Genomic DNA, 15,877 nt, shown 5'->3' with positions numbered 1-15,877 from the left:
TTCAGGCGATGCTCGAAGCCCTGGCCGACCCCCGCGCCCTCACCGAGGAGCAGGAACATGCCCACGCCCTGTACGCGGCGGGGCGCTACGGCGGCATGATCCTCGTCTCCGGGAACTGGGAGATGGCCCCCCACCCCGAGGCCGAGATCAAGATGAGCGACATCGCCCCCGCCGGGCGGGCCGAGCGGGCGGGCTGGCTGACCTTCCTCCGCAAGAAACGGTGAGGCCCTCCCCTAGCCTGGCCCCTTGACCCCCCGGCCCCCGGCGGGTACCTTGCCCCCATGCGCCGCCCCCTGACGACCACCCCGTAGGGCGGCTTCGCGTCTGAGCCGCCCGCAACTCCTGCGCGGCGGCCTTTTTTCGGCATACACAGTTCTTGAAGGAGGCGTGGAAATGCGCGTAGCGATTGTGGGAGCCACGGGGGCCGTCGGGCACGAACTCTTGCGGGTGCTGGAGAGCAGCACGCTGAAATTTGGCGAGTTGCAGCTCTACGCCAGCCCGCGCTCGGCGGGGGTCAAGCTGCCCTTTGGCGGCCAGGAGCTGACGGTGCAGGCCACGCCCGAGGGGGCCATCAACGCCGACCTGATCCTGGCGTCCGCGGGCGGGTCGATCAGCAAGGAGAAAGCCCCGGCGTGGGTGGCGGGCGGCGCGGTCGTGATCGACAACTCCAGCGCCTTCCGCTACGAGCCGGACGTGCCCCTGGTCGTCCCCGAGGTCAACGGCGAGGCGGCGCTGCGGCACAAGGGGATCATCGCCAACCCGAACTGCACCACGGCGGTTGCGGTCGTCGCGGTCGCGCCCCTGCACCGCGAGTTCGGCGTGAGGCGCATGATCGTCTCGACCTACCAGGCCACGAGCGGCGCCGGGCAGAAGGGCATCAAGGAGCTGCTCGACCAGACGCGCGTGGTCCTCGGCGGCGGTGAGGCGGGGGCGGAGGTCTTCGCCCACCCCATCCCCTTCAACGTGATCCCGCACATCGACGCCTTCCAGGAGAACGGCTACACCAAGGAGGAGATGAAGGTCGTCTGGGAGACGCGCAAGATTCTGGGCGACGACTCGCTGAAGATCAGTTGCACCGCCGTGCGCATCCCCACCCTGCGGACTCACAGCGAGGCGATTACGCTGGAGCTGGAGCGCCCCGCCACGCCCGAGCAGGCCCGCAAGTTGCTGGGCCGCGCGGCGGGCGTCGAGGTGCGCGACGATCCCGGGGCCAAGCTCTACCCCATGCCCCTCACCGCCAGCGGCAAGTACGACGTGGAGGTGGGGCGCATCCGCTCCTCGCTGGTGTTCGAGGGCGGGCTGGACCTGTTCGTGGCGGGCGACCAGCTTCTGAAGGGGGCGGCGCTGAACGCGGTGCAGATCGCCGAATACTTGCAGGAGCAGGGCGCGCTGAAGGGCCGGGTCGCGGGGTAAGGAACTCGGGGACTGGGGCCACTGGGGGAACGCTCCCGGTGGCCCCTCCCCTTTTGGGTCAGACTGGGGGAGTGAGACGGCGGCCCACCCTTCCTCCCCAGCCCCCTCGCAGGCGTTCCCCCACAGGCGTGGCCGCACGGCTCACGCTGCTCCTCGTCGGTCTCGTCTGGGGACAGGAAGTTCTCGACCAGTTCGTCTTCGGGGGGACGCTCGACGGGTACGGGATCGTGCCGCGCGACCCGGGCAGCCTCTCCCACATCCTGACTGCGCCCTTCCTCCACGGGAGCTTCGGGCACCTCATCGCCAACACGGTGCCCCTCGCCGTGCTCGCCTTTATGAGCGCGCTGCGCGGGGCAGCCCGCTTCCTCGTGGCGACGCTGGTGATCGTCGTGGTCGGCGGGCTGCTCGTGTGGCTGTTGGGCCGCGGGGGCAGCCTGCACCTGGGCGCCTCGGAACTCGTGTTCGGCTACCTCGCCTTCCTGCTGGGGGTGGGCTGGTGGGAGCGGACACCCGCCGCCATCGGCGTCGCCGTGGTCGCGCTGTTCCTGTACGGCGGGGCGCTGTGGGGTGTGTTGCCGACCAACCCCCTGATCTCCTGGGAAGCGCACCTCTTCGGCTTCGTGGCGGGGCTGATCGCGGCGGCGCTGCTGCACGGCAGGCGGCCCGGGCGGGAGGACCAGGCCAGCGCGTACTCGCCCCGTTCCAGGTCCTGAAGAGGCCAGGGCCGTCAGGAAGCCGTTTCTGCCGCCCAGCGGACGAAGCGCATCACCTCCGGCAACGTGTCCGGGTCCGGCGTTTCGTCCTCGCGCCAGAGCCTCGAACGTTCGATGAGCGGGCGCCATTCCTCCGGCAAGGCCCCCAGCGCCCAGGCGACGGCCTGCGGCTTGCTCGGCAACTCGCCCGTCCGCAGGGTGAGGTGCGCGCGGCACATCGTCTCGACGGCGAAGGCCTGATAGCTGCGGCGCCGGAGCCAGTTAGGCCTATCCGGCAATGCCGCCCACCAGCGCAGTTGCTCCCGCACGGCGGTCCTGAGTTCGGACGGCGTGATGGGCTCGATCAGCGTCTTCGGGTCCGGCCCCAGGAGGGTCACCCCCCGCTCGCGGACGATCCAGCGTTCCAGCACCCAGTCCGCGCCGTGGTCGCCCCAGTCGAACGACCAATCCGGCCCCATGGACGGGTGCCGCCGCTCATCCGGGCCGAAGCGGCGCAGGGCCGCGCGGTCGATGTAAGAACCCTCCAGGTGGTGCGCGTAGGGGTTCGGAAGGGTCGCCAGCCTCTCGTGCAACTTGGCCAGGGCGGCGAACTGCTCCCCCGTGACGGGCCGTTCGGTCACGGCGAGGAAGTCGATGTCGCTCGTGACCGGGTCGAAGTCGCCCAGGGCGAGTGAGCCGCGCAGGTACAGGCCCACGAGGCCAGGACCCAGCGCGGCTTGAACTCCCGGCAGCAACGCGTCGAGCATCGCGCGGACCTCGGGGATGAACGGGGGCGCCACTTCCCTCACAGGGTCACTGGGCCCTCCGGCGTCTCCAGCATCGCCACGAGTTCGGGCTGCGGCGCCTCGTAAACCTCCACCTCGCCCACGAGGTTGAGCGTGTTCAGGACGTTCCGCAAACCGTCGGGGTCGGGAGTCCCCAGGCGCAGGGTCAGGAGGCGCACGCCCGCGTCGGGGAGGCGCGTGGGCGGGGATGGGGTGTGCCAGCGGATCAGGCTGGGGCGCACGCCGCCCCCGGGTAGGGAGCCGTCCCCCGGCACGGTGAGCGTCCAGCGGTTCTCGCCGCGGGCGAGGTCGAGCGGCTCGCCGAAGGGGGCGAGGTCCAAGCCGTCCAGGTCAGGCACCCGCGCGACCCAGTGGATCAGCAGCGGGCCGTCCTCCAGCCGCTCGCGCATTTCGGGCGTGTCGAGGCCGAACCAGCGCGGGCGCTCCGGGGCAGGGGCCTGTGGATTCACCGCAATGACCTCCAGGTACGCCGCGGGGCCGAGCGAGAGCAGGACGTTGTGGGTGCCGAACCGCTCGTGCTCGCCGCCGGGCTGCGCCGGAACGTTCAGGCGCCCCTCCAGCCACGCGCGGCCCTCCTCCAGCGTGCGGGCGGCGACGACGAGGTGGTCGAGGTGGGCGGTCATGGAAGACAGGATAGGGCGGGCGCTTCTCACGCCCCGCGCGGGCGGCTCATGCCCGAGAGGTCCCCGAGGAGGATCGCCGCCGCCTTCTCCCCGCTTTCCATCGCGCCCTGGATGCTGCTCGACGCGGTGACCTCGGACGCGAGGAGGACGCCGGGGAGACCGGTGGCGTGGCCGGGCAGGGTCGCGGCGTACTCGGGGGGCTGCGGGTACTGGGCGTGGTGGATGCGCTCGATGCCCAGGGTCCGCAAACCGCCTGCGCCCGCCCCGTACCAGCGGCTCAGCTCGCCGCGCACCCGGGCGTCCAGTGAATCGTCGTCGAGGTCGGGCAGGCCCAGGACCGAGACGGTGAGGAGGTGCTCCCCCGCCGGGGCCCGCTCGGGGATGACGTTGCTGACCCACTGGGCATTGTTGATCAGCCCGTCCTCCGCATTCAGCAGGAGGCGGGGCTGGCGGTCGAGCGCGGTGGCCGAGGCGTAGTACAGGTACGTGCTGCCCAGGCTCCCGCGCGACACGGGTTCCCCCGTCAATGCCTGCGCGGTGCCCGGGTCGGTGGCGACGATCACCGAGCGGGCGTCGATCTCCCCGGCGGAGGTGACGGCGGTGACATGCCCATTCTCCGGGTGCGGCAGGAGGCGGGTGACGCGCACGCCGGTCGTCACGTCCAGGTCCCGGGCGAGCTGGGCCGGGATCTCCCCCACCCCGCGGCGGGGCAGGGCCGTGCCGCCGTCCACCAGCATGCGGAAGTAGTAGCGGAAGAGCCGCGCGCTCGCACCCAGGTCGCGCCGCAGGAAGATGCCCCCGAAAAAGGGGCGGAAGAAGGCGTCGATGGCCCCCTCGCTGAAGCCCTGGCGCCGCAGGTAACTCTCCGTCGTCTCGTCGGGGCCGTTGAGCAGGGAGTGCGGGGAGGGGGCGCGGAGCTGAGCGACCAGACGGGCCACCCGCAGCTTGTCCCCCAGGGTGAGTGCCCGCGAAGTCAGCGAGCCCGGCAGGCTGCCCGGGTCGCGGAGGGGGTCACCCAGCACCTCCGCCCGCGCCCCCCAGCGGATCACCGCCGCCGAGGGAATCTGGACGAGGTCGAGCGCGCCAAAATCAAGGTGCCGCCGCAGCGCCGGGTATGCCGGGAAGATCACCTGATACCCCGCGTCGAGCGTGTAGCCGTCCACCACCCGGGTCGTCAGGCGCCCGCCGACCCCCGCCGCCTCCAGCACGCGCACGCGCCGCCCCGCCCGCGTCAGCACGCGCGCCGCCGTCAGGCCCGCGAGGCCCGCGCCGATCACCAGAACGTCCAGCATGGGAGGAGGGTAGCAGCCCGGGTGGGCGCTTCCGTCAACCCTGAAGCTTTTTCATCGCCTGACCGATCCGGGGCACCCGGTCGGCGAGGAGGCGGCCCCCGGCGGCAAAGGCCGTGGGCGGGTAGGAGTGGAAGCGGAGGTTGACGTTGTCCGGGTCCTTCACCCCGAACAGCCGGGCGAGCAGGGGGGTGAGGTGCCGCGCCACCCGCCGCTGCTGGCACACGCCCATGTTCCAGTCGGACAATTCCACCGTCAGGTCAGTCACGCCGCGCTCGCCGCTGGAGCGCCCCCCGATGTACAGGTCGTCCCCGCCGTACTCGGTGAAGTGAATGGTCGTGCGCTCCCGCAATTCCTCGCGGGTGGGGCCGCCACGGGGCGAGAAGAAGAGGAGGTTCACCGCCTCGGTCAGTTGCCCGGCGATGTGGCGCTTGCGCTCGGCGGGCAGCGGGGGGCAGGTGACGCGCAGGTAGGGCATGGCCCAGTCTAGGCCCACGCCTCAGCGGTCGAGGACGCTGACCACTTCCACGTGGCTCGTCTGGGGGTAGAAGTCGTGGGGCGTGACCGAGCCCAGCCGCCAGCCCCGCCGGGTGAGGTCGCCCACGTCGCGCGCCCAGGTCGCCGGGTCGCAGCTCACGTACACCAGGCGGTCGGCGGTACTCGCGTGAATGTGGTCGCGCACCTCCTCGTCCAGGCCCGCGCGGGGTGGGTCCACCACGATCACGTCGGTGCCCAGCTCGCCGAAGCGCGAGGCGTCGCCGCTGCGGAAGGTCACGTTGCGCTCACCGCCCTGGGCGACCGCCTGCCGCCCGCGGCTCAAGGCCTCAGCCGCCGTGTCCAGCACGGTCACACGGGTGAAGTGGGGCGCGAGGTGCCGCCCGATGGCGCCCGAGCCCCCGTAGAGGTCCACCGCGTGCAGCCCGCTCCCGGCGAGTTCCGCCGCGTGGATGTACGCCAGCCCCGCCGCCTCGGGGTTGACCTGCGCGAAGCCCGTCGCCGTGACCCCCACCCGCACCCGCCCGAACTGCTCCTGAATCTCGGCCTCGCCCGCGATCAGGCGGACGCCCGCCCCGAACCTCTTCCCGGAGGGCTGCGCGAGGCTGACCCCGACGACCCCCGCGTCCATGAGATGATCGGAGGCCCGCAGGAACACCCTCGGCTCGCCCGCCCCGATGAGCGCGGCGACCACCTCGCCCGTCAGGCGGCTGGCGCGGAAGGCGACTTCGGTGGCGGGGTCCAGCCGCTCGGGGTCCAGGCGGTCCATCACCGCCTGGACCGCCTCCATCACCAGCGGGTCCTGGCCCACGGGCTGCGGGTCGCGGCCCCGGCGCTCCCGGTAGGCGAGGCCCCCCGGGGTCACGAGGTACTGCGCCGTGTTGCGGTAGTGCCACTCGCGCGGGCTGGGCACCGTCTCCGCCACGGGGTGCCGCAGCTTGGCGATGCGGGTCAGGGCCTCCGCCACGAAGCCGCGTTTGTAGGCGAGCTGCGCCGGGTAGGCGGCGTGCGCGAGGTCCACGGTGGGGAGGTCGGGGGCCTCCACCCGGTCGGGGCTGGGCGCCAGCACCTCGCGGGTCACGCCCTGGCGCACGCCGCGGCCCGCCCGCACCGCGGCCACGACCCGCTCGCCCGGCAGCGCCCCGCGCACGAGGACCACGCCGGACTCGTCCCGTGAGAGGCCCATCCCCCCGGCGACGAGTTTTTCGATATCCAGCGTGAGGAGAGCTTCCGGCATGGGGGACAGGGTAGCGCGGGCGAACGGCGGGGTGGGCGACCCAGGACGGGGCGGACCCGCGGCGGGGTCCCGGTGACCCGCGACCTCGCTCCGCTGGGCGGGACGGGGGCAGGGTCCCTCGCCGCCCCGAACGCGCCTGGGGCCGCATAATGCTGAGGTACACCCCGCCCCCGAATCATCCCCGCCGAGGAGCCGCCGTGAACTCCAAACGAACCGTGCCGCAGCTTCTGCACGACCTGTGGGCCAGGCCGCAGGTGCGGCTGCCCGTCTACCTGCTGGGGCTGGTCCTCCTGTTCCTCCTGGCGCGGCGGCTGAGCGGGGTGCTGCTGACGGTGGGCGGCGCCTACGCCATCGCCTACCTGATCAACCCGGCGCTGACTTGGCTCGAACGTCGGGGGCTGGCCCGGGGCTGGGGCGTGCTGCTGTTTACCCTGGCCCTGCTCGGCGTCTCGGCGCTGCTCTTCTGGCGGCTGGCGGATCAGGTCCTCAGCTTCGTGAACAGCCTGCCCGCCCTCGCCGATCTCCTGACCCAGCTCCTCGACCGGGCGCTGCGGCACCCCAGCGACGTGCCGGGCGTCGAGCAGCTTCAGGCCCGCCTCGCCGAGTACGTGCAGAACCGGGCAGCGGAGATCGTCAGCAACATCGGCCCGCTGCTCGACCGCCTGCTGTCCTCCAGCCCCTCGCTGCTGGCCGACTGGCTGGCGTGGCTGGGGCGGATCGGCCTGCTGCTCACGCTGGCGCTGTATTTCGCCCTGGACTACCCCCGGATCACCACCGGGCTCCTGAAGGCGTTTCCGCGCGAATGGCAGCCCGGCCTGGCCCGGCTGTCGGAGGATGTTAGCCTGTCCTTTGGCCGGGCCATCCGGGGGCTGCTCCTGACCGGCCTGGGGGTCGGGGTCCTCGCCGCGCTGGGCCTGCTGCTGCTGGGGGTGCCCAACCCGCTCGCCCTGGGATTGCTCACCGCCCTGTCGTGGCTGATTCCCTTCGTCGGCATCATCATCGCCGTCATCCCCCCGCTGCTGCTGGCCCTCCCGCAGGGTCCCCTCACGCTGGGCCTGGTGGCGGGGCTGTATTTCCTCCTCAACCAGATCGGGGGCAACATCCTGGGGCCGATGATTATGGGCCGCACCACCCGGCTCACCCCGGCGGCCCTCCTCGTCGCCGTACTCGTGGGCCTCGCTCTCGGCGGGGCGCTGGGCGCCATGCTCGCGGGTCCCGCCGCCCTGCTGCTGCACCGCTGGGCCGTGCGCTACTGGCTGCCCAGCCGCGCCTACCAGGGCCAGGAGGAGGTCCCGCGGGCGGCTCAGGGCGGGGAGGCCCCCGGCCAGGAGGCGGAGGTCCTTCTCCCGCCGTCGACGGTCACCCCCGCCGCCGCCCCCCCGTCACGCCGCCCCAGATGAGGTGCGCCGCGGTCGTCAGCGCTCTGGGGGAGGACCGGGCACCTTGAGGCTCCCGGCGGCCCCGGAGACGAGGAGGCTGAACAGGGTGGCGGCCGTGGGAAGGGATTCGTGCCCGACCCCCGCCTTCCCCCTCGGTGACGTGTTCGGCCCTCCCGCCGGGACAGCCTCCCCACCGATCTGGGCGGGGGGACGACACACCCAGCGAGCGCAGATTGGGAGAAGGGACCCAGCCCCGTCCCACGTCGGGCTCCCTCGGCTTACCCCGCCCCGCCCTCCAGCGCCGCCCGCACGATGAGTGCCCACTCGGCCTCGCTCGGCAGGTGGGCCATCCCCTGGACCTCCAGCAGCCCCGCCCCCGACGCCCGGGCGAACTCGCGGCCCAGGGCCGGGGGACACAGGGCGTCGTGGGTGCCCACCACCACCCGCGCCGGGGTCCGCAGCCGCCCGGCCCAGCGGATGGGCGAGCCCTCCTCCCACTGCGCCTCCGTCAGCACGGCGTCGTAGGAGCGGCGCAGGATCCGGGAGGAGGTGGCCTTGTACACCCCGCGCAGGTCGGTGGGGGCATTGACCGCGACGACCAGGCGCGCCTGATGTTCCCGCACGGCGGTCAGCAGCGCCACCAGCCCGCCCAGCGAGAACCCGAGCAGCACCGTGGAGGTCACGTCGGGCCTGTCCCGGAGCCAATTCAGCACCCGCAAGGTGTCCCCTGGCCCGCTGCGCCCGTAGTCGTCGCACCCGCTCGACCCGCGCCAGCCGCGCAGGGAAAGACTCAGGGCGTGCCATCCGGCCTGGTGGAAAAGCCTCGCCGGGCACGCCATGTCCGAGGCGTCCTGCCCCCAGCCGTGCAGCAGCAGGGCGGCGGGCGCGGCATGAGGCTGCCGCCACAGGTAACCGCCCAGCGTCACGTCCGCGAAGGGAAGCGTGAGCCGGTCGGCATCCGGGAAGACGGGGAGGTCCAGGCCGGGAATCCTCACCCCTCCCCTCCCTCCAGATGAGCGGCGTCGTTCCACCGAGCCAGCGTCCAGGCCAGAAAGGGCGGAGGCCACGCGGCGGGGTCGCCCCCCGTCCGCCATTCCGTGACCGACGCCGGCCTCACCTCCACCTCGAAGGGCGGCAGCAGGGGAAGGTTGCCGAACGCCACGAGGGACGCCTTGACGACCTCCGCGTGGGTGAAGACGAGCGTGGTCTGCCCCCGGTGCCGCCGCGCCAGCGTCAGCAGCGTGTGCGAGGCGCGGGTGACGAGGGAGGCCCAGGATTCGCTGACCGACTCGAAGGGGTGAAAGACGCCGCCGGGGGTGGCGTAGCGGGTCTGGAATTCCCGCGTGGGCATTCCGTCCGCCTCGTCAGGCACCGCCCAGGAGATCAGGCCGGGGTCGGGGGTGACGGGGGGCAGGTTCAGGTCCCGCGTGGCCATTCCCGCCGTCTGAAGGGACCGGGGCAGCGGGGACGAGTAGACCGCCTGCCCCTCCAACCCCTGCCGGGCGAGACGGTCATGCAGCCGCTCGGCCTGCCGAACGCCCTCCTCCGTCAACCCCCGGTCCCCCCTCGGCCCGCCCACAATGCCCTCCCGCTTGTGCCAGGAGTCAGCGTGCCGAATCAGCAGGAGGCGGGTGGGCATGAGGCCAGTTGACATCCCCCTCAGGGTAAAGACTTCTCGCTGGGTCCGTTCATACCGCGTCAGCACCCCGCCAAACAATGGAGACATGAGAAAAGTCCTGCCCCTGCTGTGCGCCGCGCTGCTCCTCGCCGCCTGCGACAACAAGACCGAGACCAGCACCAGCACGACGACCACCAAGACCTTCGACTCGGCCGGCCAGTCGCAGGGCACAACGACCACGACGACGACGGAGCAGAAGAGCCCGTGAGGAGGTCAGAGGGGAGGCCCGCCCCGCTCGCCTTTTTCGGCGCGGGAACGGGCCTCTTCGGGTTGCGGGGATAACCCTGCTCACCCCTCCTCGTATTCCAGATACGTGTAGCCCAGCAGTTCCTCGCCGTAGTCCTCCAGCAGCTCGTTCTCCTGCTCGGGGGTCAGGGTGCCGCGCTCCAGGGCCTCGTCCGCCTGGTCCTCGATGGAGTCGCGCAGCATGGGTTCCTCGTAGCCCATCGACTCGATCATCCGGCGCGCCTTCTGCCCGCGTACGAAGAGGTCGATGTGGAACTTGCCGCCGGGCCGCACCGTCACGTGCGCCTCGCTGACCTTGCCGAAGAGGTTGTGGGCGCTCCCCAGCACGTCCTGATACGCGCCCATCAGGAACACGCCCAGGTAGTAGGGCCGCCCGTTCGGCTCGTGCAGCGGCAGGGTGGCTTTCACGTCGCGCAGGTCGATGAACTTCTCGATCTTGCCGTCGGAGTCGCAGGTGATGTCCACCAGGGTGCCCTGGCGGGTGGGCCGCTCGTTCAGGCGGTCGAGGGGCACGATGGGAAACAGCGCCTGGATCGCCCAGTTGTCGGGCAGGCTCTGGAAGAGGCTGAAGTTGCAGATGTACTTGTCGGCCAGAACCTTTTGCAGGTCCTCCAGCTCGTCGGGCACGTACTTCTCGCCCTGGATCAGCTTGGCGATCTTGCGCAGGATCGCGTTGAACAGCGCCTCGCCGCGCGCCCGGTCGTTCAGGGTGACGTACCCCAGGTCGAAGAGGTTGTGCAGCGTCTGCTTGTCGCCCACCGCGTCGTTGTACATCTCGCGGTAGTTGCGGGCGGAGATGTTCACCAGGATCTCTTCCAGGTCCTTGACGATCTGGTGGCTGTCCTCGTTCGGGGCGGCGAGTTCTTCGAGGTCGCGGGTGGGGCCGGTCACGTCGATCACGGGCATGATCAGCACGGCGTGGTGGGCGGTCAGCGCGCGGCCCGACTCGGAGACGATGACGGGCTCGGGGACCTCGCGGGCGCGGCAGACCTCCTGCACGGTGTACACCACGTCGGCGGCGTACTCGCCCACCGTGTAGTTCATGGAGGCGTAGAAGGTGGTCCTGGAGCCGTCGTAGTCCACGCCCAGGCCGCCGCCCACGTTGAGGTACTTGAGCTGCGCGCCCGCCGCGATCAGGCCCGCGTAGGTCTGGGTCGCCTCGCGCACGGCGACCTTGATGCGGCGGATGTCGGTGATCTGCGAGCCGATATGGGTGTGCAGCATCACGAGGGAATCGAGCATGTTCTCCTCGCGCAGCCGCTCGACCACCCGCAGGAGCTCGTAGGCGTTCAGGCCGAACTTCGCCTGGTCGCCGCCCGACTCCTCCCACTGGCCCGAGCCGCGGGCGTGGAGCTTGAAGCGCACCCCCATCGCGGGCTTGACGCCCAGGGCCTTCGCCTGCTTCAGGACGCGGTCCAGCTCGCTGTACTTCTCCAGCGTGATGACCACGTTCTTGCCGAGCGTCCGGCCCCACAGCGCCAGCTTAATGAAGCCGTCGTCCTTGAAGCCGTTGCAGCACAGCAGGGCGTCGGGGTGCATCTTCTGGGCCAGGCACAGGGCGAGTTCGGCCTTGCTGCCCGCCTCCAGCCCGTGCGCGTACTCGTACCCGGCGGCGGCGATGCTCTCCACCACGACGCGGCGCTGGTTCACCTTGATGGGAAACACGCCCTGGTAATGCCCGCTGTAGCCGTACTCGGCGATGGCCTTGCCGAACGCCTCGTTGAGATGTTTGACGCGCCCCGCGACGACCTGGGGAAAGCGCAGGATGACCGGGAGGCTCTCGCCGCGCTCCACGATCTCGTCCACGATGGCGCGCAGGGGGGCATGGAGGCCGGGCGAGGGGGTCACTTCCACCTGGCCCCGATCACTCACCCGGAACCAGCCGCCGCTCCAGTTGGGCACCTGGTACAGTTCGGCGGCGTCGGCAACAGAAAAGGATGTGGTCGTCAACTCAGGCGTCCTCCGTGGGTAGGGTAGGCTCGCCGTGCGCGGGGTCGGGGGCAGGCCTGCCTTGCGGGAGGGGCTCACGGACGCCGTGCGAAACCGGGGCGCATGATACGGCAAGGCGCGGCCAGGGGAAGGGGGATGGGTGGCAATTTGGGGGAGCTTCCAGCGATCAGCGTTCGGAAAGGGCCTCTTCGAGCCCACCGCTCAACAACAAGGAGAGCGAGGCTGCTCACCTCGCTCCCCCCTGTGGCGGTCCGGACGGGATTTGAACCCGCGACCTACTGCGTGACAGGCAGTTATGCTAACCGCTACACTACCGGACCAGCGGACAGAAGACTAAAGGGCGCCGGGCGGGAAGTCAAGCCGCGCTACCCTGCGGGACATGACCGCACAGGCCGGAAGAGTCGTCTTCACCCGTGGGGGGCTGGCGGAGAGCGTCCACACCGTTCACGTGGCCGTCGTGGACCGGGAGGGGCGTCGGGTTGCCTCCTGCGGGGATGCGGACCTCATCACCTTTCCGCGCTCCAGCTCCAAGCCGGTGCAGGCGCTGCCGCTCGCCCTGAGCGCGCCCGACCTGCCCCCCGACGAACTCGCCATCGCCTGTGCCAGCCACGCGGGGACGCCGGAGCATCTGGCGGTGGTGGAGCGGTTGCTCGCGCGCTCGGGCAGCACGGTGGACGACCTGCGCTGCGGCACGCACCCCCCCTTCGACCCCGGGGTGGCCGCCGACCTGATCCGCCGGGATGAGAAGCCGACGCCGCTGCACCACAACTGCTCGGGCAAGCACGCGGGAATGCTCCTCTCGTGCGTGCTGCACGGCTGGCCGCGCGAGGGGTACACGGAGCACGGGCACCCCCTCCAGGTCCGCATCCGGGAACTGCACGCCGAACTGGGCGGCGTCCCTCTCGACGACGTTCGGGTGGGGACGGACGGGTGCAGCGTGCCCGCGCTGGCGTTGCCGCTGCACGGCGCGGCCCGCGTCTTCGCCCGGCTGGCGGCCCCGGGGGGTGAACTGGCCCCCGCCCTGGAACGCATCTTCCGGGCCATGACCGCCCACCCCTTCCTGATTGCCGGAGCGGGGCGGCTCGACACGACCCTGATGCCGCTCGTGCCCGGCCTGGCCGCCAAGATGGGGGCGGAGGCGTTCTACGGGATGGCGCTGCGGGACACGCCGAAGGGGCCGCTGGGCGTCGCCTTCAAGATCATGGACGCTGGCGAGCGCGCCCGGCCCCACGTCGCCCTCGCCGTGCTGGGAGGCCTGGGCCTGCCGGTCACGGAGGAGATGCGCGCCCTCGCCCCCGCCACGCTGCACAACTGGGCCGGGCGGGAGGTGGGGACGGTGGAGGTGGAATTGCCCTCGCTCCGGGGCTAGAGCGGCGAAAACAGGGGTCCCGCGCGGGTCTTTCTTTCCTCCCGTTGTCACGGCTCTGGAGGTGGGCGGGGCAGACCATTTGAGCTCGGGCGCGCCTACAGCCCGGCGCACTCCCTGTACCACCTGTTACGGTCACGGCTGAGCCCGCTCATCCTGAATAGGGCATGGGTCCTGTCGAGCAGGCCGAGCAACTGTACCTGGCCCGGAGGAGCGCCCGGGCGGCGATCCGCTACGCCGCAGGGTTGGCCTCCGATCAGGGGAACGCGGTGACCTTCTCGCAGGCCGTTCGCCTGTTCATCTCCGCGCTGGAAGCCCAGACCGTGCGGCGGCTGGTCGGCATTGAGGAGCAGGCGCTGGACCTCATCTGCGCCGTCGGAAAGGACCGGCGGCGGCACTTGGCATGGCGGGACCAGGAGGGCCGGTCCCTGCCGTCAGTCGCCCGAGAACCCGGCCCGTCGCGCCCCGGGGCAGGAGGGCACTGTTCCGATCCCGGCCTCTCCAGGCCGTCTCCCGAGTTCTGGAATGCATAAGTTGACTCCCCCTGCATCCCACGCTATTCTTCCTTCATCACCGCCTCAAGAGGCGGCTTTTTTATTGCTCCGTCTCCTCCAGCCGCCCCCCCACCGCTGCAAGTGCGAAGGCGTACTCCTCGGCGGCCTCGTTCAGGGCGTCGTAGCGCCCGCTGGAGCCGCCGTGGCCCGCCCCCATGTTCGTCTTGAGGACGAGCACGCCGCTGCCGGGCTGCCGCAGGTCGCGCAGTCGGGCGGCGTACTTGGCGGGTTCCCAGTACGCCACGCGCGGGTCGTTCAGGCCCGTGGAGACGAAGAGGTGGGGGTACACGCCCGCCTTCAGGTTGTCGTAGGGGCTGTACTCGCGCATGGTGGCGTAGGCGCCCGGCTCGTTCGGGTTGCCCCATTCGTCGTACTCGCCGGTCGTCAGGGGAATGGACTCGTCGAGCATGGTGGAAAGCACGTCCACGAAGGGCACGCCGACAAAGGCCGCCCGGAAGAGGTCGGGGCGCAGGTTGACCACGGCGCCCATCAGCAGGCCACCCGCGCTGCGGCCCATCGCCACGAGGTCAGTCGCCACACCGGACGCCTTCAGGTGCTCGGCGGCGGCGATGAAGTCGGTGAAGGTGTTCATCTTGTACGCGAGCCGCCCGGCCTCGTACCAGCGGCGGCCCAGTTCGGAGCCGCCCCGGATGTGGGCGATGGCCCACACCCAGCCCCGGTCGAGCAGCGGCAGGCGGGTCGAGCGGAATTCAGGGTCGGTGGGGATGCCGTAGCTGCCGTAGGCGTACAGCAGCGTCGGCGCGGGCAGAGCGGTGTCTTTCCGGCGCACCAGGCTGACGGGCACCCGCTCGCCGTCCCCCGCCGCCGCCCACACCTGCTCGGCCACGTACTGCGAGGGGTCGTAGTTGGGCACGGGCGTGGCCTTGACGAGCGTGGTCCGCAAGGTGTTCAGGTCGAGGTCCAGATGCTCGGCGGGCCGGGTGAGGCTGGTGTACACGATCCGGGCCACAGCCGTGTCGAAGACGTGGTTGGGACCGATGTAGACGGTGTAACTCGCCTCGGGGAACTCGACGCGGCGGGGCGCGCCGTAACCCTGCGCCGTGCGGGGCAGCACCCACAGGCGGGAGAAGCCTCCTTCCCGACCGGAGACGAGCAGGTGCGAGGCGAAGAGGTGCATCCCGGTGAGGTAGCGCTGCGGGTCGTGCGGCCAAACCTCCGTGGCGTCCGCCCAGGTCAGGCCGTCCCCTTTCGGCAGGGTCACGAGCTTGAACTCGGTCGCCCCTCCCTGGTTCGTCAGGGCGAGCCAGTGGTCGCCGCCGTCCGTCACCGAATACTCGACGCCGCGCTCGCGGGGCAGGATAGGTTCCGGGCGCGAGTGCGGGTCGTGGGCGTCCAGGGCGTGCCACTCGGACGTGATGCCCGCCTCGCTGGCGATCAGCAGCGTGTTCCCGTTCTCGGAGAGGAAGGCATGCACGCGGAAGGTCGGGTCGTCCTCCTGATAGAGCAGTTCGTCAGTGTCCTGGGGCTGCCCCAGCGCGTGCCGCCAGATTTGATACGCCCGCTGGGTCTCGTCGTCGCGGGAGGAGTACAGGTGCGAGCCGTCCGCGCCCCAGGCGAGCGTCCAGCCGCCCACGCCCGTGAGGGGAGACTCGGCCAGTTCGCCCGTCCGCGTGTCCAGCACGCGCAGCTCGAAGACCTCCTGCCCGGTCGTGTCGAGGAGGTAGGCCCAGAAGCGCCCGTCCGGGCTGGGGCGGGTCTGATACACCCACACGTTCGCGTGGCCCTCGCGCTCCCTCAGGGCGTTCAGGTCGAGGAGCACCTCCTCCTCTCCCCCGTTCAGCGGGCGGCGCAGGAAGAGGGGGTGGGCCTTTCCCTCCTCCGTGCGGGTGAAGTAGGCGTAGCTCCCCTCCGGCACGGGCGGCTGGTCGTCGCGCTCCTGCACGTGGGAGAGGAGTTCCTGGTAGATCACCCGCTGCGTCTCCCGCAGGGGCGCCATCACCGCGTCCAGATAGACATTTTCAGCGTTCAGGTAGCCCAGCACCTCGGGGTCGGTCTTGCCCTGGGTCTTGAGCCAGTGGTAGTCGTCGGGGCGGGTCTCTCCGTGCAGGGTGTGGGTGATCGGCTTCTTCGCGGCGCGGGGCGGGCTGGCGGTCATGCCCGGAGCGTAGCAGGGCGTGGGTTACCCTGG

The 15,877-nt window shown here is 71.2% G+C and carries 16 protein-coding genes and 1 tRNA gene; 7 read left to right on the top strand and 10 right to left on the bottom strand.

The window, feature by feature from the left end:
• Positions 1-8: 8 nt before the first annotated feature.
• From DAERI_RS15120 to DAERI_RS15110, 3 genes are all read left to right on the top strand, one after another.
• Positions 9-224, top strand: coding sequence for a hypothetical protein (locus DAERI_RS15120; protein ID WP_235610414.1), 216 nt, complete (start codon positions 9-11; stop codon positions 222-224).
• A 169-nt stretch (positions 225-393) separates the two neighbouring features.
• Complete coding sequence (locus DAERI_RS15115; protein ID WP_103130267.1) at positions 394-1,413, top strand: aspartate-semialdehyde dehydrogenase; 1,020 nt, start codon at positions 394-396, stop codon at positions 1,411-1,413.
• Positions 1,414-1,541: 128 nt separating this feature from the next.
• On the top strand, positions 1,542-2,126 hold the full coding sequence (locus tag DAERI_RS15110) for a rhomboid family intramembrane serine protease (protein WP_103130266.1): 585 nt from the start codon (positions 1,542-1,544) through the stop codon (positions 2,124-2,126).
• 14 nt (positions 2,127-2,140) lie between these two features.
• Here the strand turns inward: DAERI_RS15110 and DAERI_RS15105 are convergent, their stop codons facing one another.
• From DAERI_RS15105 to DAERI_RS15085, 5 genes are read right to left on the bottom strand one after another with little or no spacing between them, the layout of a single operon-like run.
• Positions 2,141-2,905 (bottom strand): aminoglycoside adenylyltransferase domain-containing protein, encoded by a 765-nt coding sequence (locus tag DAERI_RS15105; RefSeq protein ID WP_133162045.1) that lies wholly within the window; start codon positions 2,903-2,905, stop codon positions 2,141-2,143.
• A 5-nt stretch (positions 2,906-2,910) separates the two neighbouring features.
• Entirely contained in the window at positions 2,911-3,534 is a 624-nt protein-coding gene (locus DAERI_RS15100) for a VOC family protein (RefSeq protein ID WP_103130264.1), read from the bottom strand.
• 26 nt (positions 3,535-3,560) lie between these two features.
• Positions 3,561-4,826 carry an NAD(P)/FAD-dependent oxidoreductase gene (locus tag DAERI_RS15095; RefSeq protein ID WP_103130263.1) on the bottom strand — a complete coding sequence of 422 codons (1,266 nt, stop codon included), beginning with the start codon at positions 4,824-4,826 and terminating at the stop codon, positions 3,561-3,563.
• Between the two features lie 34 nt (positions 4,827-4,860).
• Positions 4,861-5,301, bottom strand: coding sequence for a tautomerase family protein (locus tag DAERI_RS15090; protein WP_103130262.1), 441 nt, complete (start codon positions 5,299-5,301; stop codon positions 4,861-4,863).
• Between the two features lie 21 nt (positions 5,302-5,322).
• Positions 5,323-6,555: a class I SAM-dependent RNA methyltransferase gene (locus DAERI_RS15085; RefSeq protein ID WP_103130261.1), complete on the bottom strand. Its 1,233-nt coding sequence runs from the start codon at positions 6,553-6,555 to the stop codon at positions 5,323-5,325.
• 197 nt (positions 6,556-6,752) lie between these two features.
• On the opposite strand from DAERI_RS15085, the gene DAERI_RS15080 reads away from it, so the two are divergent.
• Positions 6,753-7,955: an AI-2E family transporter gene (locus DAERI_RS15080; protein ID WP_165794230.1), complete on the top strand. Its 1,203-nt coding sequence runs from the start codon at positions 6,753-6,755 to the stop codon at positions 7,953-7,955.
• A 257-nt stretch (positions 7,956-8,212) separates the two neighbouring features.
• On the opposite strand, the gene DAERI_RS15075 is transcribed toward DAERI_RS15080, so the two are convergent.
• The gene (locus DAERI_RS15075; protein WP_103130259.1) at positions 8,213-8,929 is read right to left on the bottom strand and encodes an alpha/beta hydrolase family protein; all 717 of its coding nucleotides are present in this window, start codon (positions 8,927-8,929) and stop codon (positions 8,213-8,215) included.
• Positions 8,926-9,573 (bottom strand): histidine phosphatase family protein, encoded by a 648-nt coding sequence (locus DAERI_RS15070; RefSeq protein ID WP_103130258.1) that lies wholly within the window; start codon positions 9,571-9,573, stop codon positions 8,926-8,928. Before DAERI_RS15070 ends, DAERI_RS15075 begins: the two co-directional genes overlap by 4 nt.
• A gap of 85 nt (positions 9,574-9,658) precedes the next feature.
• Here DAERI_RS15070 and DAERI_RS22450 point away from each other — a divergent pair, with 85 nt between their 5' ends.
• Positions 9,659-9,820 carry a hypothetical protein gene (locus DAERI_RS22450; RefSeq protein ID WP_165794229.1) on the top strand — a complete coding sequence of 54 codons (162 nt, stop codon included), beginning with the start codon at positions 9,659-9,661 and terminating at the stop codon, positions 9,818-9,820.
• A gap of 80 nt (positions 9,821-9,900) precedes the next feature.
• Here the strand turns inward: DAERI_RS22450 and speA are convergent, their stop codons facing one another.
• Both speA and DAERI_RS15060 read right to left on the bottom strand, forming a co-directional pair.
• Positions 9,901-11,808 carry a biosynthetic arginine decarboxylase gene (speA, locus tag DAERI_RS15065; protein WP_165794228.1) on the bottom strand — a complete coding sequence of 636 codons (1,908 nt, stop codon included), beginning with the start codon at positions 11,806-11,808 and terminating at the stop codon, positions 9,901-9,903.
• A 244-nt stretch (positions 11,809-12,052) separates the two neighbouring features.
• Positions 12,053-12,128 (bottom strand) — tRNA-Asp (locus tag DAERI_RS15060).
• 59 nt (positions 12,129-12,187) lie between these two features.
• On the opposite strand from DAERI_RS15060, the gene DAERI_RS15055 reads away from it, so the two are divergent.
• Together DAERI_RS15055 and DAERI_RS15050 are read left to right on the top strand one after the other, a co-directional pair.
• Positions 12,188-13,177 carry an asparaginase gene (locus DAERI_RS15055; protein WP_103130257.1) on the top strand — a complete coding sequence of 330 codons (990 nt, stop codon included), beginning with the start codon at positions 12,188-12,190 and terminating at the stop codon, positions 13,175-13,177.
• Positions 13,178-13,341: 164 nt separating this feature from the next.
• Positions 13,342-13,707 carry a hypothetical protein gene (locus tag DAERI_RS15050; RefSeq protein WP_103130256.1) on the top strand — a complete coding sequence of 122 codons (366 nt, stop codon included), beginning with the start codon at positions 13,342-13,344 and terminating at the stop codon, positions 13,705-13,707.
• Positions 13,708-13,768: 61 nt separating this feature from the next.
• Here DAERI_RS15050 and DAERI_RS15045 read toward each other — a convergent pair whose 3' ends face one another.
• Positions 13,769-15,844: a S9 family peptidase gene (locus DAERI_RS15045; RefSeq protein ID WP_103130255.1), complete on the bottom strand. Its 2,076-nt coding sequence runs from the start codon at positions 15,842-15,844 to the stop codon at positions 13,769-13,771.
• Between the last annotated feature and the right edge of the window lie 33 nt (positions 15,845-15,877).

The sequence above is a fragment of the Deinococcus aerius genome, assembly GCF_002897375.1.
GTDB classification, from domain to species: Bacteria; Deinococcota; Deinococci; order Deinococcales; family Deinococcaceae; genus Deinococcus; species Deinococcus aerius.
Note: the sequence above shows the minus strand (reverse complement) of the source record. Positions and strands in the feature narration are given on the sequence as shown.

What these genes read in the sequence shown, in the direction of transcription:
- DAERI_RS15120 (WP_235610414.1), top strand. Translation starts at nt 9, where the DNA reads ATGCTCGAAGCCCTGGCCGACCCCCGCGCCCTCACCGAGGAGCAGGAA.
- DAERI_RS15115 (WP_103130267.1), top strand. Translation starts at nt 394, where the DNA reads ATGCGCGTAGCGATTGTGGGAGCCACGGGGGCCGTCGGGCACGAACTC.
- DAERI_RS15100 (WP_103130264.1), bottom strand. Translation starts at nt 3,534, where the DNA reads ATGACCGCCCACCTCGACCACCTCGTCGTCGCCGCCCGCACGCTGGAG.
- DAERI_RS15095 (WP_103130263.1), bottom strand. Translation starts at nt 4,826, where the DNA reads ATGCTGGACGTTCTGGTGATCGGCGCGGGCCTCGCGGGCCTGACGGCG.
- DAERI_RS15090 (WP_103130262.1), bottom strand. Translation starts at nt 5,301, where the DNA reads ATGCCCTACCTGCGCGTCACCTGCCCCCCGCTGCCCGCCGAGCGCAAG.
- DAERI_RS15085 (WP_103130261.1), bottom strand. Translation starts at nt 6,555, where the DNA reads ATGCCGGAAGCTCTCCTCACGCTGGATATCGAAAAACTCGTCGCCGGG.
- DAERI_RS15070 (WP_103130258.1), bottom strand. Translation starts at nt 9,573, where the DNA reads ATGCCCACCCGCCTCCTGCTGATTCGGCACGCTGACTCCTGGCACAAG.
- DAERI_RS22450 (WP_165794229.1), top strand. Translation starts at nt 9,659, where the DNA reads ATGAGAAAAGTCCTGCCCCTGCTGTGCGCCGCGCTGCTCCTCGCCGCC.
- DAERI_RS15055 (WP_103130257.1), top strand. Translation starts at nt 12,188, where the DNA reads ATGACCGCACAGGCCGGAAGAGTCGTCTTCACCCGTGGGGGGCTGGCG.
- DAERI_RS15050 (WP_103130256.1), top strand. Translation starts at nt 13,342, where the DNA reads ATGGGTCCTGTCGAGCAGGCCGAGCAACTGTACCTGGCCCGGAGGAGC.
- DAERI_RS15045 (WP_103130255.1), bottom strand. Translation starts at nt 15,844, where the DNA reads ATGACCGCCAGCCCGCCCCGCGCCGCGAAGAAGCCGATCACCCACACC.